The following is a 14200-nucleotide window of genomic DNA, read 5'->3' on the forward strand; positions in this document are numbered from 1 at the left end:
CTGACGACAGCCCGACCGCTGCCTACAGCGCGTCCAGGGCGTCGACGATGCGCGTCATCGCGCTGGTGAGGGCCCACCGCTCGGCCAGCGCGGCGGCATCCGCTCTCGCGCTGTCGTCCAGGGGGCGCAGACGGGGATCGGGGACCTCGAGCGGCAGGTCGCGGACGACCGCGACCACCTGTGGTGCGACGGCCAGATAGGGCAGACCCGCCAGCACCTTGGAGCGCACCCCCGCCGACATGCCCTCGCCCGCCTGCGCGGCGGCGATGATGCCCTCGAGATCGCCGTGGGTCGCGAGCAGGCCGGCCGCGGTCTTCTCGCCGATACCGGCGACGCCCGGCAGCCCGTCCGACGAGTCGCCGCGCAGCGTCGCGTAGTCGGCGTACTGCGAGGGGAGGACGCCGTACTTCGCCACGACCGACGCGTCGGTGAGCACTTCGAGGTTGCTCATGCCCCGGGCGGTGTAGACCACGCGCACGTCGCGTCCGTCGTCGACGAGCTGGAACAGGTCGCGGTCGCCCGTGACGATGTCGACGGGCATCGCCGCGGTCGTCGCGAGGGTGCCGATCACGTCGTCGGCCTCATGCGCCGGCGCGCCGACGATCCGGATGCCGAGGGTGTCCAGCGCCTCGCGGATCACCGGCACCTGCACCTCGAGGGGGTCGGGGACGACCTCGACGTCGGGCCCGCCGGCGACGACCTCGGCGACGCGGTGCGTCTTGTAGGTGGGGATGAGATCGACCCGCCACTGCGGCCGCCAATCGTCGTCCCAGCAGGCGACGAGGTGGGAGGGGCGGTAGGTGGACACGAGCCTCGTGATGATGTCGAGGAAGCCGCGCACCGCGTTCACGGGCGTGCCGTCGGGCGCCCGCACGGTGTCGGGGACGCCGTAGAACGCGCGGAAGTACAGCGAGGCGGAGTCCAGCAGCATGAGGCGTTCTGTCACGCGTTCATCCTGGCACGCGGGTCCGACGGCGCGCCCACCGGGGCCGCGGCACGCGTCGTTCACCCGCCGGACGTCCGTCGGTCGCCTGCCGGCACCCGTCGCGTTCACGTCTCGCGCCCACCGTGGGGAGACAGCGGTGAGAGGAGACGCCATGGGCCGCGAGGACGTGCTGGCGTGGGTGGAGTCGCCGCTCCAGCTCATCGGCGCCGCCGAGTGGGCCGCCGCGCATCGCACGGCGGTCCCGGTCGCCGGGCGCCTCACGGCGCAGATCTCGGCGACCGCCGACGAGATGCTCGCCCGCGGGGCCGCGTTCGGCGAGCTCGCGCCCTACCTCGGCATCCCGTGGAGCCTGCTCGCCCGCCATGACCACTGGCTCGTGGGCGACGGCTTCTCAGGGCAGTTCCGTCTGGCCGCCGCCGTCCTGCGGCCGCGTCGGATCACGTTCCTCGACGACGGCGGACTCGCCGTCGCGTTCGCCGACACGCTCTTGGGCCGGCGCCCGTACGCGCGGCCGCACGTCGACGAGCGAGGTCTCACGACGATGGTCGCCCCGCTGGCCGCGGAGCTGGTGCACCGTCGCGCCGCGGCGCGGCGGGTGAGCGTGTTCACCGCCTTCGACCTGGGCGGGGACCGCTTCGACGCGCTGGCCGACCGCGGCTTCGGCATCCGTCGACACGATTTCTCCTGGACGCGCGCGACGGCGCCCGCCGCGCCCGAGCTCGGGCCGCGCATCGTGCTCGGCAGTGCGCTGCCGGTCGACGGCCGCATGATGCTGGTGGACTACCTGCGCTGGGTGCGGGATGCCACGGCCGGCGCCGCGGTCTATCTGCCGCATCGCCGCGAGTCGCAGGAGCAGCTCGACGCCGTCGCGACGCTGCCCGGAGTGCGGATCCATACGACAGGGCTGCCGGTCGAGCTGGTGCTCGCGGGCGCCCGCGAGGCGCTGGACGTCCATACGCTGCCGTCGAGCACCGCTACGACGCTTCCGCTGGTGCTGGCGGGCACGGGCGCCGTCGTGCGCACGGGCGCCGCGCGGCCCTCCGCGCGAAGGGCGGCCGCATGAGCGAGGCCGTCGCGATCATCCCCGCGCGGGGCGGGTCGAAGGGCATCCTGCGCAAGAACCTGCAGCGCGTGGGCGGGGTGCCGCTGGTGGCGCGCGCCGTCGACGCCGCCCGCCGATGCCCCGCCATCGACCGCGTGGTGGTGACCACCGACGACGCCGACATCGCCGCCGTCGCCGCCGAGTGGGGCGCCGAGATCGTCGAGCGCCCCGCCGACCTCTCGGGCGACGAGGCCGGCTCCGAGAGCGCGCTGCTGCACGCCCTCGACGTGCTCGAGGCGCGGCGGGTGGATGCGGGGATCGTGGCCTTCCTGCAGGCGACGTCGCCGTTCCTCGACGTCGACGCGCTGACCACCGCGGTGCAGCTCGTGCGCTCCCGCCGGCGCGACAGCGTCTTCTCCGCGGTCGAGACCTACGGGTTCCTGTGGCGGAAGGGCGGCGGGGGCGCGGCCGAGGCGATCAACCACGACGCCGACGTGCGCCCGCGCCGCCAGGACCGCGATCCGCACCACCTCGAGACGGGCGGCTTCTACGTCCTGCGGGCCTCCGGTCTCCGCGCCGCGCGCCACCGCTTCTTCGGAAGCATCGGCATCGTCGAGGTCGACCCGCGCACGGCGATCGAGATCGACACCCTCCAGGAGCTCGAGACGGCCCGCGCGGTCGCCGGCCTGATCGACCGGGCGCCCGACGGCCACGGTGCGGCGATCGCCGCCGACGCCGTCGTCACCGACTTCGACGGCGTGCACACCGATGACCGGGTGCGGGTCGATCAGGACGGCATCGAGTCGGTCGCCGTCAGCAGGTCCGACGGCATGGGCGTGTCGCTGCTGCGTGCGGCCGGCATCCCCTTCCTCATCCTCTCCACCGAGGCGAACCCGGTCGTCGCCGCGCGCGGCCGCAAGCTCGGTGTCGAGGTGCGGCAGGGAGCGGCCGACAAAGCGGCCGTCCTGCGCGACTGGGCGAAGGGGCGCGGCATCCCGCTCTCCCGCATCGCCTATCTCGGCAACGACGTCAACGACCTCTCCTGCCTCGAGATCGTCGGATGGCCGGTCGCCGTCCCCGACGCGCACCCGCTCGTGCTCTCCGCCGCGCGCGTCGTCCTCGACCGGCCCGGGGGCTCCGGCGCCGTCCGGGACCTCGCCGAGCGCGTGCTCGCCGGACGCAGCCCCGCGACGCCCGCAGGAGCACCCCGACAGGTCCACGAACGCGCCGCCGATGCGGCATCCGATCACCCCACCGCACCACTGGAGGCCTCATGACCGTCACCATCGGATCCCGCGTCGTCGGGGGCGGACGCCCCGCCTACGTCATCGCCGAGATCGGACTGAACCACAACGGCGACGTCGAGCTCGCCAAGCGGCTCATCGACGTCGCCGCCGACGCCGGCGCGGACGCGGTGAAGTTCCAGAAGCGCACCCCCGAGATCGCGACGCCCGAGCACATGCGCGACGTCGCCCGCGAGACCCCGTGGGGCACGATGTCGTACCTCGAGTACCGCCGGCGCGTGGAGTTCGACCGGGATCAGTACATCGAGATCTCCGATCACGCGCTGCTGCGCGGCCTCGAGTGGTTCGCCTCGCCGTGGGACGTGCCGAGCATCGCGTTCCTCGAGGACCTCGGCGTCGTCGCCCACAAGGTGGCGTCGGCATCGGTGACCGACCGCGAGCTGCTGGAGGCGCTGCGCGACACCGGCAAGCCCGTGATCCTCTCCACCGGCATGTCGACGATCGAGCAGATCGACGCGGCGATCGACATCGTGGGAACCGACCGCCTGCTGCTGATGCACGCCACCTCGACCTACCCGATGGAGCCTGCCGAGGCGAACCTGCGCATGATCCCTACGCTGCGCGACCGGTATCCGGGCGTGCCCGTCGGGTACTCGGGGCACGAGCGCGGCCTGCAGATCTCGCTCGCCGCGGTCGCCCTCGGCGCGGTGGCCGTCGAGCGGCACATCACCCTCGACCGCACCATGTGGGGCTCGGACCACGCGGCGTCCCTCGAGCCGACGGGCCTCGCGCACCTCGTGCGCGACATCCGCGTCATCGAGGCCGCGCTCGGCGACGGCGTCAAGCGGGTGTACCCCGGCGAGCTCGCGCCGATGGCGAAGCTGCGCCGCGTGCCGGCGTGACGGCGACGACCGGCGACGGCGCGCGGCTGCGGATCGTCGCGATCGCCGACACCGACTCGTACGTGAAGTGGGCCGCGGCGCTGCTCGGCGGCGTCGCGGGCCGGTGGGATGCCTCGCTCCTGGTGCTCGAGACGCCGCTCGTGGTCAGCGCACCGCAGCTGGGCGCGGCGCTCCGGGGCAGCGGCGTGGATCGGGACCGGGTCGAGCGCGTGACGTACGACGGGCTCGCCGCGCGGCTGTCGGAGCTGCGCGCCGACGTCGTCGTCCTCGGTGCGCGCGGGCCGCTCGTCCGTGTGCTCGCCCGCGATGTCGCCGCCCTGCTGCCGCGCCCTGTCGTCGTCACGGGGCTGCCCGGGATCTCGATCCCCGCCACGCGCAAGGCCGTCGTGTACCGCCTGCAGTGCGACCTGTTCGTGGTGCACTCCCGACGCGAGCTGCGCGAGTTCGCCGCCCTGTCGGCACGCACCGGCTACGCGCACCGCTACGCCCTCGCGACGCTGCCGTTCGCACGCGGCGCGGCGGTGGCGGGGACAGGCGCGCGCGATGAGCGCGGGGCGACGGGCGGCACCGACCTCGTCTTCGCCCCGCAGGCCAAAGTGCCCGCCGGCCGCTCCGACCGACTCGGGATCGCGCGGCTCATGGTGCGGGCGGCCGTCGCCGATCCGTCGCGGCGGGTGGTCGTGAAGCTGCGGGCCGCGAGCGGGGAGCACCAGACCCACCTCGAGCAGGACGGATACCCCGAGCTGCTCGCCTCGCTGGGGCCGCTGCCGCCCAACCTCGTCACCTCGACGGGCCCGATGGGGGAGGCGCTCTCGACGGCCGAGGGGCTCGTGACGGTCAGCTCGACCGCCGCGATCGAGGCGGTCGCCCGCGGCATCCCCGTCATCGCGCTGGACACCTACGGAGTGTCGCCGCAGCTGATCAACGAGACGCTCGCCGACGCGGATCTGCTGGCCTCCGAGCACGACGTCGTCGCGCGGCGGTTCCGCCATCCCGACCCGGAGTGGCTCGACGACAACTACTTCCACGATCCGGCCGAGGACGACTGGGCCGACCGGGTCGAGAAGCTGGTCACGGCGCGCCGGGCCGGGATGCTGCCGGGGCGCGCCGCCTTCGCACGGCGCGGCGGCGCCCTCCGCGACGCGTGGGAGCGCAAGGTCGCCCTGGGACGCAGCGACACCTCTCCGGCGGGTGCGGTCGCCCTCGTCATCGGAGTGCCGCTGCGGGCGCTCGCGCGCCTCGCCGGCCGGCTGCGCGCTGCGATCGGGTTCGGCGCTCAGCAGCCCGCCGCGGAGGAGTCCTCGGCGCACGTCCGGTCGACGAGCGCCGTGCGCGCCTCGACGATGCGGACGCCGTAGCCCGGCCCGGCCGCGCGGACGACACCCGGCACGGCGTGCCACGCGCCGCTGCCGAAGTCGACGGATGCCGCGTACTCGACGGTCACCGACACGTCGTAGGTGCCGCGCTCCCGGTACACGTGGCTCGTCGCGGTCGGCGTGAACTGCCCCTGTCCGAGCGACGTCCACGACGCGCCCCCGGTCGTGGAGCGTCCGACGGTGCCGTCGCCGTGGTCGAACACGTACGCGGTCGGCAGGAACCGCACCGTCACGTCCCAGCCCAGCACGGTCCCCGGGATGCGCTCCTCGGATGCCGTCGCCACCAGGTTCGTCGGCATGCCCACGACCCCGAAGCCGGCCGGCTCGCCGCCGAGGGTCGGCGGCGAGGGGCGGAACGAGGCGAGATCGGCGAGCGTCACGTCGGGGATCCCGACCACGCTGTACTCGATGCAGCGGTTCAGCGGCCCGCAGTCCTCGGGCGGCGCGGGGGATGGAGAAGCTGGTGCAACCGCCGAGCCTTCGGAACCGGGCGTCCGTAAGCCCGGAGCAGCGCCGTTGTGTGAACTGTCAGCTGAAACGACTACTTCTCTACCGCTATTGCTGACCGATGGGCAGCCTGTCAGGAGCGGTGTTCCGGTCGCGCATGTGCCTTCTCCCATTGTTACTGGACCGCCAAGGAGCAGCACCGCAGCGAGTGACGCCGCCGTCAGCACTGCAGTCGCTCCGACGCTGAGATCGCGGCGATCGAAAGCCCGGTAGGTTGCCCCGTTTCCGAAACGAGGACCACCGTCAGTGGTTGGATGTCAGGCCGCTCTGCCGACACAAGTGACTCACCCTGCGCATTCTTGATGTCCACCGCACCGACGTCGTAGCAGGCGTCAATCTCCACGCGACCGGATTCCTCCTCGTAGCTCTTACCTTCGACTCGCGAGACCACCGCGTCACCGGTCTTGGTCAACCCATCGGCATGCCATTCGGAGAACTGCTTGCGATCCGACGCGTTGAGATCAGCGACCGTCAGTGAATACAGTTGCTCGAACGTCTCCGGGTCGCTCAGATCGACCTGGTTCAGCGCATCCACGTACGCCCGGTAGGTCTCCTCGGCGGCGGCGAAGGCTTCTTCCTCGCTGGAGAAGGCCGCCGTGGGGGTAGGGGTGGCCGGCTCGGGGGTCGTGCACCCGGACAGGGCGAGCAGCACCGCAGTGCCGATGACTGCGAGCGCGCGATTCCTCACGCCCCCACGGTAACCGGCAGGCCCGGAGCCGCTCGCGAGTTATCCACACCCGAAGACAGAGAAGCCGGCGATCACGACGGGGGCTCGGATCGCCGGCTTCGGGCGGGTCCGCGGGAAGCCGGCGCTAGGGGGACGCACGGTCCGGGCGAGACGCATCGCCGTTCGGTGCACGAGACGAAACCGGACAGCTCCGCCTCGTGAACGCAACCATGGTGGCACTCCCGCCTGGGAGCCGGCCATGCCTCCGCCGTGCAAACACCGGACGCGCGCGCGGGCACTGCCGGGGCGCCGCCACGCGGCCGCGCCGGGACCGTCCACGGCACGCCGCCGCGGCGGTCGCGGCATCCGGGCGTATCCTCGTGCGATGACCACCGCCGCGGGCCGGCGCGAGCTGCGCGCGCTCCTCGACGAGCTGCACGACGCGGCGACGGCCCGCCTGGCCACCCTGGACGACACGCTCGCCGAGCTCCGCGCCGACCGCGGTGCCGATGTCGCCGACGACGAGCACGACCCCGAGGGTGTCACGCTGTCGGGCGAGTGGGCGCGCGCCGTCGGTCTGGCCGAGGCCGCGCGCAGGGAGATCGGGGAGATCGACGAGGCTGTCCGGCGCTGGGAGGCGGGCACCTACGGGGTCTGCGTGGACTGCGGGCGAGGCATCCCGATCGCACGCCTCCGGGCGCGCCCCTTCGCGACCCGCTGCGTCTCGTGCGCCGAGAAGGCGGGTGCGTGACATGCCGTCCGGCGCCGCCCGCGGCGGGCCGGGAACCGGCTTCCCGCGCGTCGCAGACACCGACCCCTGCCCGTGCGGCAGCGGAGACGCTTTCGGCGGATGCTGCGCCCCGCTGCTGCGCGGGACTCCGGCCCCGACAGCCGAGCGCCTCATGCGCTCGCGCTACACCGCTTTCGTCGTCGGAGACGAGCGTCACCTGTCCGACACGTGGCATCCGGGCACCCGGCCCGAGGAGCTGACCCTCGACCCCGCGCAGCGCTGGACGGGCCTGGAGATCATCGAGGTGGACGCCGGGGCGGAGGGCGACAAGCGCGGCATCGTCGAGTTCCGCGCCGGCTGGCGGTCCGGCGCCGAGCGTGGCGTGCTGCACGAGCGCAGCCGGTTCGTCACGCAGAGCGGGCGGTGGTGGTACCTGGACGGACGCATCGATCCGGGCTGACCGGGCCGCGGCATGCTCGGGCGCCGATAGCGTGAAACCCATGACCACTCACGCCGAGAAAGCACTGACCCTCGCCCGGATGCACGCCGCCCCCGAGATCCTGCGCCTGGTGAACGTCTGGGATGCCGTGTCGACCCGGACCATCGCCGCGCTCCCCGAGACGCGGGCCATCGCGACCGCCGGGCACTCGATCGCCGCGTCGTTCGGCTACCGTGACGGCACCATCCCCCTCGACGTCTCCCTCGACATGCTCGGCCGCATCGTCGAAGCCGCCGGCGACCTGCCGGTGAGCGCCGACCTCGACGCCGGCTACGACGACGCGGGCGAGACCGTCCGCCGGGCGATCGGCGTGGGCGTGGTGGGCGGCAACGTCGAGGACCGGCTGCGACCCCTCGACGAAGCCGTCGCGGCCGTGAAGGCCATCGTCGCCGCCGGTGAGGCCGAGGGCGTGCCGTTCGTGCTCAACGCCCGCACCGACGCCTTCGTGCGTGCGGGGGACCGGCCGGTGGAGGAGTCGATCGCGGACGCGATCGAGCGCGGGCGCGCCTACCTCGACGCCGGCGCCGACCTCGTGTTCGTACCGGGAGTGCTGAACGCCGACGTCACCCGGCAGCTCGTGGACGGCATCGGGGAGCGCAAGATCAGCGTCATCGGCCTGCCCGGCGCCCTCTCGTCGACGGAGTACGAGCAGCTCGGGGTCGCTCGCATCTCGTACGGCCCGACGACGCAGCGCGTGGCGCTGACGGCGCTGCAGGACACCGCGGCCGATCTCTACCGGGGTGGCGTCATCCCGTCGTCGACGCGCGCCCTCAACTGACACCGGCCCGGCCCGGGAATCCCCTCGGGCCGGGGAAGGTTGTCGGGGGTATGGAGCCCGCACCCGTCGACGTCGTCGTGATCGGCGCCGGGCAGGCGGGTCTGTCCGCCGCCTACCACCTGCAGCGGCGCGGCTTCGTGCCGCTCGCGCGAGCGGCGGCCTCCGATCCGTCGTTCGTCGTCCTCGACGCCGACGTGCGGCCGGGCGGCGCGTGGCAGCACCGGTGGGCGTCGCTGCGGATGGCGACGGTCAACGGCATCCACGAGCTGCCGGGCTTCCCGGTTCCGCCCGCCGACCCGGCGGCAGCCAGCCGCGACGTCCTGCCGGCGTACTTCGCCGCGTACGAGGAGCGCTTCGCGCTCGACGTGCTCCGCCCGGTGAGGGTGAGGGCGGTGCGACGCGCCGACTCGGACGGCCGCCTCGTGGTCGAGAGCGACAGCGGCTCCTGGGCCGCAAGGCACGTCGTCAACGCCACCGGCACGTGGCGACGTCCCTTCTGGCCGCACTATCGCGGGCAGGAGCGGTTCCGCGGCCGGCAGCTCCACGTCGCGGACTACGTCTCGGCGGAGGAGTTCCGCGGCAAGCGTGTCGTGATCGTCGGTGCCGGGATCTCGGCCGTGCAGCTGCTCGACGAGATCTCGCACGTGGCCGACACGTTCTGGGTCACCCGGCGGGAACCCCACTGGGTCGACGAGGACTTCGACGTCCCCGCCCGCGTCGCCGCCATCGCCGGGGTCGAGGATCGGGTCCGTCGCGGTCTGCCGCCGGGCAGCGTCATCTCGGTGACGGGCATGCGCTGGACGCCGTGGGCGCGCGCCGCCGAGGCGCGTGGCGTGCTCGTGCGCCATCCGATGTTCACCGGGATCGAGGAGCACGGCGTGCGCATGCCGGACGGGTCCTTCGAGCCGGCCGACGCGATCCTGTGGGCCACGGGCTTCCGGCCTGCGCTCGACCACCTCGCCCCGCTGCGGCTGCGCACCCCCGAGGGAGGCGTCCGTGTCGAGAACGGCCGGTCGATCGACGAGCCACGGCTGTTCCTCATCGGCTACGGACCGTCGCAGTCGACGGTCGGCGCCAATCGCGCCGGGCGCGACGCGGTGCGGGCGATCGTCGCCGAGCGCGAGGCGCTCGCCGCCTGATCCTCAGCGGGGCGCGACGGCGTCCAGAAGCAGGTCGAGGGCGTCATGCGCGGACGCCCGGGCCCGGGCGTCGCCCGGCCCGTCAGCCAGCCACAGCGCCGCCTCGTTCATGGCGCCGCTCAGCTGGCGGGTCACGGCGTCGACGAGACCCGGCGGAACGGTGCCGAGCGCCGCGATCGCCTCGCGCAGCTCACGCCCCGCGGCTTGCGCGTCGAGCTCCCGCCACTGCGCCCACCCCAGGACGGCGGGTGCGTCGACGAGGAGCACGCGCACCGCGCGATCGTCGGTGATCGCGTCGAGGAAGGCATGGCTTCCGGCGCGCAGCTGGTCCGCGGCATCCGTCTCGCTCTCCGCCGCCGCGACGACCCGCGCGGCGATCTCGCCCTGCAGCCGCTCGGCGACGGCGCGGAACAGCCCGGGCTTGCTGCCGTAGTGGTGGTAGACGGCCCCGCGGGTGACGCGCGCGCGGCGGGCGATGTCGTCGACGGATGCCGCGGCGAAGCCATCCGCGGCGAAGCGCTCCTGCGCCGCCTCGAGCACGCGGCGTGAAGTCTCGGCGGCGTCGGCAGCACTTGCTCGGGGCATGGGTTCCTTTACGTGCGTGGTGTATGTATCGTTGCTTACGAACTCATCGTATGTAAAGGAGCCGGCCGATGGAGACGATGACGAGCTTCTACCCGGTGGTCATGACGACGGATGCCGCGGCCGCCGCGCGCTTCTTCGAGGAGCGCTTCGGCTTCACGCGGACGTTCGCGGCCGACTGGTACGTCAGCCTCGTGCGGGACGGAGCAGAGCTGGCGTTCCTCGCGAGCGACCACGACTCGATCCCGGCAGGCTTCGGCGCGCCGGTGCGGGGCGTGCTGCTGAACGTGGAGGTCGACGACGCGCGGGCGGCGTACGAGCGCCTGGTCACCGGTGGCGGAGCGGAATGCGTGCTGGCGCTGCGCGACGAGCCGTTCGGACAGCGGCACTTCATCCTCGCCGCACCCGGCGGCGTGCTCGTAGACGTCATCGAGCCGATCGAGCCCTCGGAGGAGTTCGCCGCGGCGTTCGCGTGAGCAGCGACCGCGACGGTGCCGGGAGGGGCGGCCTGCGTGCGCCCGCGGACCGGAGGCGGTGACCCGGCCGATGGCCCGCTGGCGTAGCGTGGGTGGTCCGACGGAGGGAGTCCCATGGCCCGCATCCTGATCCTCGGTGGCCACGGCAGGGTCGCGCTGCTGCTCGAGCCGCTGCTGGTGTCGCGAGGACACACCGTGACCGCGGTGATCCGCAACCCCGACCATGCCGCCGAGGTCGCGGCGACCGGCGCGCAGGCGCTCGTCGCCGACATCGAGACCTTCGACCTCGACCAGCTGACCAACCTCGTCGCGGGGAACGACGTCGTCGTGTGGTCCGCCGGCGCCGGCGGAGGAGACCCGGCGCGCACGTACGCCGTCGACCGGGATGCGGCGATCCGCTCGATGGACGCCGCCGCGGCCGCGGGCGCGCTGCGGTACGTGATGGTGTCGTGGATCGGCTCCCGGCAGGACCACGGCGTCGCCCGCGACAGCTCGTTCTTCCCGTACGCCGACGCGAAATGGGCCGCCGACGCGCACCTCGCGCAGAGCGGCCTCGACTGGACCATCCTGGCCCCGGGGACGCTGACGCTCGACCCGCCCACCGGACGCATCGCGATCGACCCCGAGGGCTCCGGCGAGGTGCCGCGTGCCGACGTCGCGGCGGTGATCGCGGCGGCGATCGCGGACGACTCGACCATCGGCCGCACCATCCGCTTCGGAGCCGGGGACGAGGCCATCGGCCACGCGGTGGCCGGCTGAGCTCAGTCCTCGCTCGAATGCAGCCCGCGGTGGGCCGAGAGCAGGGTCACCTCGGGCCGCTCGGCCACCAGCCGCTCGGCGTGGTCGAGGACGTCGCGCACGTGCGACGCCCCGGATGCCACGACCGACACGCCGATCCGGGCGCGTCGGTGCAGGTCGTGCTCGCCGACCTCGGCCGCGGCCGCCTCGGTGCGGCGGCTGAGCTCGGCGATCAGCGGCCGCAGCACGCTGCGCTTCTCCTTCAGCGATCGCACGTCGCCCAGGAGCAGGTCGAACTCGATCCATCCGATCCACATGGGTACATGCTGACAGGGGGCGGGCCCGGGACGCCCTATCGTCGGGACGTCTCGCGTCTCGCGTCTCGCGTCGAGCGGCAGCGCAGCCCGCCGCCCCACCGGGGCCCTTAGGCTCGGACGCATGCTCGCCACCGTCATCCACGCAGCCCGAGACATCCGCGTCGAGTCCGTCCCCGATCCGGTGCTGTCCACCGGCGGCGATGCGATCGTCCGCGTCGTCGCCGCCTGTGTGTGCGGCTCTGACCTCTGGCCGTACCGCGGCGTGACCCCGACGACCGAGCCGCACCGGATCGGCCACGAGTTCGTCGGCGTGGTCGAGGAGGTCGGCCCCGACGTGAGGATCGTGCGTCCCGGCGACTTCGTGATCGCGCCGTTCTACGTGTGCGACGGCACCTGCGCGAACTGCCGCAACGGCGTCAGCACCTCTTGCCTCACCGGCGGCTGGTGGGGGAGCGACGACCGCTTCGGCGGCTTCGCCGACGGCGGCCAGGGCGAGCGCGTCCGCGTGCCGCTCGCGGACGGCACCCTCGCCGTCGTCCCGGGACCGGTGGCCGACGACGAGATCCCCGGTCTGCTCACGCTCAGCGACGTCATGGGCACCGGCCACCACGCCGCCGTCTCTGCCGGAGTCCGGCCCGGCGACAGCGTCGCGGTCGTCGGCGACGGCGCGGTGGGACTGTGCGCGATCATCGCGGCCAAGCGGCTGGGCGCCGGGACCATCATCGCGATGTCGCGCCACCCGCAGCGACAGGCGCTCGCCCGCGAGCTCGGCGCCACCCACATCGTGCAGGAGCGCGGCGATGCGGGCGTCGAGGCCGTCCGCGAGCTCACCGACGGCGTCGGCGCAGACCGCGTGCTCGAGTGCGTCGGCACCAAGGAGTCGATGGATCAGGCGCTGCGCTCCACCCGGCCCGGCGGGATGGTCGGATACGTGGGCGTGCCCAACGGCGGCCCCGAGCTGCCGGTGCGTGAGATGTTCGGTCGCAACGTCGGGGTCAACGGCGGCGTCGCGCCGGTCCGCGGCTACATCGAGGAGCTGCTGCCCGACGTCCGCTCGGGCGCGATCCGGCCCGGGCGCGTGTTCGACCTCGTGCTCCCGCTGTCGGAGGCCGCCGAGGCGTATGCCGCGATGGACGAACGACGCGCCGTCAAGGTGCTCCTGCGGCCGTGAGCAGGGACGCGCGCAGCGGCCGATCCGGTGCGCCGGCGATCCGCGACGCGCCCGCGCGCCTGCGCGCGACCGGCCGCGCGTGCGGTAGAACAGCAGAAGTCGAAGGGACACCCGAACCGTGAAGCTCGTCAAGCGCATCGTGCTGCTGCTCGTCATCGCGTTCGCGGTCTTCTACCTCATCACCAGGCCGCAGGACGCGGCGAACGCCGTGCAGGGCGCCATCGGTGCGGTGTGGGGTGCGGGTGCCGCCGTGGTCGACTTCTTCGTGGCCCTCGCCCAGGGCTGACCGTGTTCGATCCGCGGATCGACAAGCACCTGATCACGGATCAGGGGGAGCGGATCGTCGACGAGGTGCGCAAGCACTGGGCCGCCAGCGCCTCGGCCGCGCTCGAGCTGTTCGCCGGCATCGTCGTGCTGCTCCTGACGTTCTCCGTCCCCGCGCAGGCGTGGTGGGTGCCCGCGGTGCTCGGCGGCGCGGTGATGGTGCACGCCGTCTGGCGCCTCTTCGAACAGCACACCGACCGGTTCGTGATCACCAACATGCGGGTGTTCCGCGTGCACGGCATCGTGTCGCAGCGCATCGCGACGATGCCGCTCACGCGCATCCTCGACATCTCGGTGCACAAGCCCGCCATCGGCCGCATCTTCGGCTATGGGCACTTCGTCTTCGAATCGGCCGCCCAGGAGCAGGGCCTTCGCGACATCCGCTACGTGGGCGATCCCGACGGACGCGGTCTGACGATCCAGCGGGTGATCCAGCAGGCGGGCCTGCGCGGCGCCGCCGGGCGGCCCGACTTCGCCGGCGCGCCGATGATGCCCGCTCCGCAGCCGGCGCCCGCCGCCTCGCTCACCACCGCCGAGACTGCGCACGAGACCCATGCCACGGCGCCGGTGCCCGGGGTCCGGCACGCCGCCGCGGCCTCGGGGTGGGACTGGCTCGCCGAGGCGCAGCGGCGCGAGGACGAGCGGCTGGCGCAGCTGCGCGGAGAGCCCGCCCCTGCCGCCGAGGCCTTCGATCCCGACCGCACCAGCACCGCGCCGATCGACCTGCCGCGGTGAGCCGCGGGGCGCCGGCGGCGCCCGAGC

The 14200-nt window shown here is 73.5% G+C and carries 18 protein-coding genes; 13 read left to right on the forward strand and 5 right to left on the reverse strand.

What is annotated here, in order from left to right; genetic code table 11:
• Nucleotides 1-22: 22 nt before the first annotated feature.
• Nucleotides 23-946 (reverse strand): 5'-3' exonuclease H3TH domain-containing protein, encoded by a 924-nt coding sequence (locus tag ACFRAL_RS05165; RefSeq protein ID WP_378880530.1) that lies wholly within the window; start codon nucleotides 944-946, stop codon nucleotides 23-25.
• Between the two features lie 151 nt (nucleotides 947-1097).
• Between ACFRAL_RS05165 and ACFRAL_RS05170 the strand changes: the two genes are divergently transcribed.
• The 4 genes from ACFRAL_RS05170 to ACFRAL_RS05185 are packed head-to-tail and all read left to right on the forward strand — an operon-like array spanning nucleotide 1098 to nucleotide 5492.
• Nucleotides 1098-2009 (forward strand): hypothetical protein, encoded by a 912-nt coding sequence (locus ACFRAL_RS05170; RefSeq protein WP_378880533.1) that lies wholly within the window; start codon nucleotides 1098-1100, stop codon nucleotides 2007-2009.
• The gene (locus tag ACFRAL_RS05175; protein WP_378880535.1) at nucleotides 2006-3265 is read left to right on the forward strand and encodes a cytidylyltransferase domain-containing protein; all 1260 of its coding nucleotides are present in this window, start codon (nucleotides 2006-2008) and stop codon (nucleotides 3263-3265) included. The genes ACFRAL_RS05170 and ACFRAL_RS05175 overlap by 4 nt, the downstream gene beginning before the upstream one ends.
• Nucleotides 3262-4134, forward strand: coding sequence for an N-acetylneuraminate synthase family protein (locus ACFRAL_RS05180; RefSeq protein WP_336397823.1), 873 nt, complete (start codon nucleotides 3262-3264; stop codon nucleotides 4132-4134). The genes ACFRAL_RS05175 and ACFRAL_RS05180 overlap by 4 nt, the downstream gene beginning before the upstream one ends.
• Entirely contained in the window at nucleotides 4131-5492 is a 1362-nt protein-coding gene (locus tag ACFRAL_RS05185) for a DUF6716 putative glycosyltransferase (RefSeq protein WP_378880538.1), read from the forward strand. The genes ACFRAL_RS05180 and ACFRAL_RS05185 overlap by 4 nt, the downstream gene beginning before the upstream one ends.
• Here the strand turns inward: ACFRAL_RS05185 and ACFRAL_RS05190 are convergent.
• Together ACFRAL_RS05190 and ACFRAL_RS05195 are read right to left on the reverse strand one after the other, a co-directional pair.
• On the reverse strand, nucleotides 5411-5890 hold the full coding sequence (locus tag ACFRAL_RS05190; protein WP_378880540.1) for a hypothetical protein: 480 nt from the start codon (nucleotides 5888-5890) through the stop codon (nucleotides 5411-5413). The two genes, ACFRAL_RS05185 and ACFRAL_RS05190, sit on opposite strands and share 82 nt — an antisense overlap.
• 287 nt (nucleotides 5891-6177) lie before the next feature.
• Nucleotides 6178-6705 carry a hypothetical protein gene (locus ACFRAL_RS05195; protein ID WP_378880543.1) on the reverse strand — a complete coding sequence of 176 codons (528 nt, stop codon included), beginning with the start codon at nucleotides 6703-6705 and terminating at the stop codon, nucleotides 6178-6180.
• A gap of 364 nt (nucleotides 6706-7069) precedes the next feature.
• Between ACFRAL_RS05195 and ACFRAL_RS05200 the strand changes: the two genes are divergently transcribed.
• From ACFRAL_RS05200 to ACFRAL_RS05215, 4 genes are read left to right on the forward strand one after another with little or no spacing between them, the layout of a single operon-like run.
• Nucleotides 7070-7435, forward strand: coding sequence for a TraR/DksA family transcriptional regulator (locus ACFRAL_RS05200; protein WP_378880546.1), 366 nt, complete (start codon nucleotides 7070-7072; stop codon nucleotides 7433-7435).
• A gap of 1 nt (nucleotide 7436) precedes the next feature.
• Nucleotides 7437-7874 carry a YchJ family protein gene (locus tag ACFRAL_RS05205; RefSeq protein WP_378881283.1) on the forward strand — a complete coding sequence of 146 codons (438 nt, stop codon included), beginning with the start codon at nucleotides 7437-7439 and terminating at the stop codon, nucleotides 7872-7874.
• A 40-nt stretch (nucleotides 7875-7914) separates the two neighbouring features.
• Nucleotides 7915-8691, forward strand: a complete 777-nt coding sequence (locus tag ACFRAL_RS05210) for an isocitrate lyase/phosphoenolpyruvate mutase family protein (protein ID WP_378880548.1) — start codon at nucleotides 7915-7917, stop codon at nucleotides 8689-8691.
• A gap of 50 nt (nucleotides 8692-8741) precedes the next feature.
• The gene (locus ACFRAL_RS05215) at nucleotides 8742-9830 is read left to right on the forward strand and encodes an NAD(P)-binding domain-containing protein (RefSeq protein ID WP_378880551.1); all 1089 of its coding nucleotides are present in this window, start codon (nucleotides 8742-8744) and stop codon (nucleotides 9828-9830) included.
• 3 nt (nucleotides 9831-9833) lie between these two features.
• On the opposite strand, the gene ACFRAL_RS05220 is transcribed toward ACFRAL_RS05215, so the two are convergent.
• Nucleotides 9834-10415: a TetR family transcriptional regulator gene (locus ACFRAL_RS05220; protein ID WP_336397830.1), complete on the reverse strand. Its 582-nt coding sequence runs from the start codon at nucleotides 10413-10415 to the stop codon at nucleotides 9834-9836.
• Between the two features lie 68 nt (nucleotides 10416-10483).
• Between ACFRAL_RS05220 and ACFRAL_RS05225 the strand changes: the two genes are divergently transcribed.
• Together ACFRAL_RS05225 and ACFRAL_RS05230 are read left to right on the forward strand one after the other, a co-directional pair.
• A complete protein-coding gene (locus tag ACFRAL_RS05225; RefSeq protein ID WP_378880555.1) occupies nucleotides 10484-10888 on the forward strand; it encodes a VOC family protein in 405 nt (134 codons plus the stop codon).
• Nucleotides 10889-11002: 114 nt separating this feature from the next.
• Entirely contained in the window at nucleotides 11003-11647 is a 645-nt protein-coding gene (locus ACFRAL_RS05230; RefSeq protein WP_336397832.1) for an SDR family oxidoreductase, read from the forward strand.
• A 2-nt stretch (nucleotides 11648-11649) separates the two neighbouring features.
• On the opposite strand, the gene ACFRAL_RS05235 is transcribed toward ACFRAL_RS05230, so the two are convergent.
• Nucleotides 11650-11943 carry a DUF503 domain-containing protein gene (locus ACFRAL_RS05235; protein WP_378880558.1) on the reverse strand — a complete coding sequence of 98 codons (294 nt, stop codon included), beginning with the start codon at nucleotides 11941-11943 and terminating at the stop codon, nucleotides 11650-11652.
• 121 nt (nucleotides 11944-12064) lie between these two features.
• Here ACFRAL_RS05235 and ACFRAL_RS05240 point away from each other — a divergent pair, with 121 nt between their 5' ends.
• From ACFRAL_RS05240 to ACFRAL_RS05250, 3 genes are all read left to right on the forward strand, one after another.
• Nucleotides 12065-13114 carry a zinc-dependent alcohol dehydrogenase family protein gene (locus ACFRAL_RS05240; RefSeq protein WP_378880561.1) on the forward strand — a complete coding sequence of 350 codons (1050 nt, stop codon included), beginning with the start codon at nucleotides 12065-12067 and terminating at the stop codon, nucleotides 13112-13114.
• A 118-nt stretch (nucleotides 13115-13232) separates the two neighbouring features.
• Nucleotides 13233-13400, forward strand: a complete 168-nt coding sequence (locus tag ACFRAL_RS05245) for a hypothetical protein (RefSeq protein WP_336397835.1) — start codon at nucleotides 13233-13235, stop codon at nucleotides 13398-13400.
• Between the two features lie 2 nt (nucleotides 13401-13402).
• On the forward strand, nucleotides 13403-14173 hold the full coding sequence (locus tag ACFRAL_RS05250; RefSeq protein WP_378880564.1) for a PH domain-containing protein: 771 nt from the start codon (nucleotides 13403-13405) through the stop codon (nucleotides 14171-14173).
• Nucleotides 14174-14200: the final 27 nt, after the last annotated feature.

It is taken from the genome of Microbacterium sp. NPDC056736 (assembly GCF_042790415.1).
Taxonomy (GTDB): domain Bacteria; phylum Actinomycetota; class Actinomycetes; order Actinomycetales; family Microbacteriaceae; genus Microbacterium.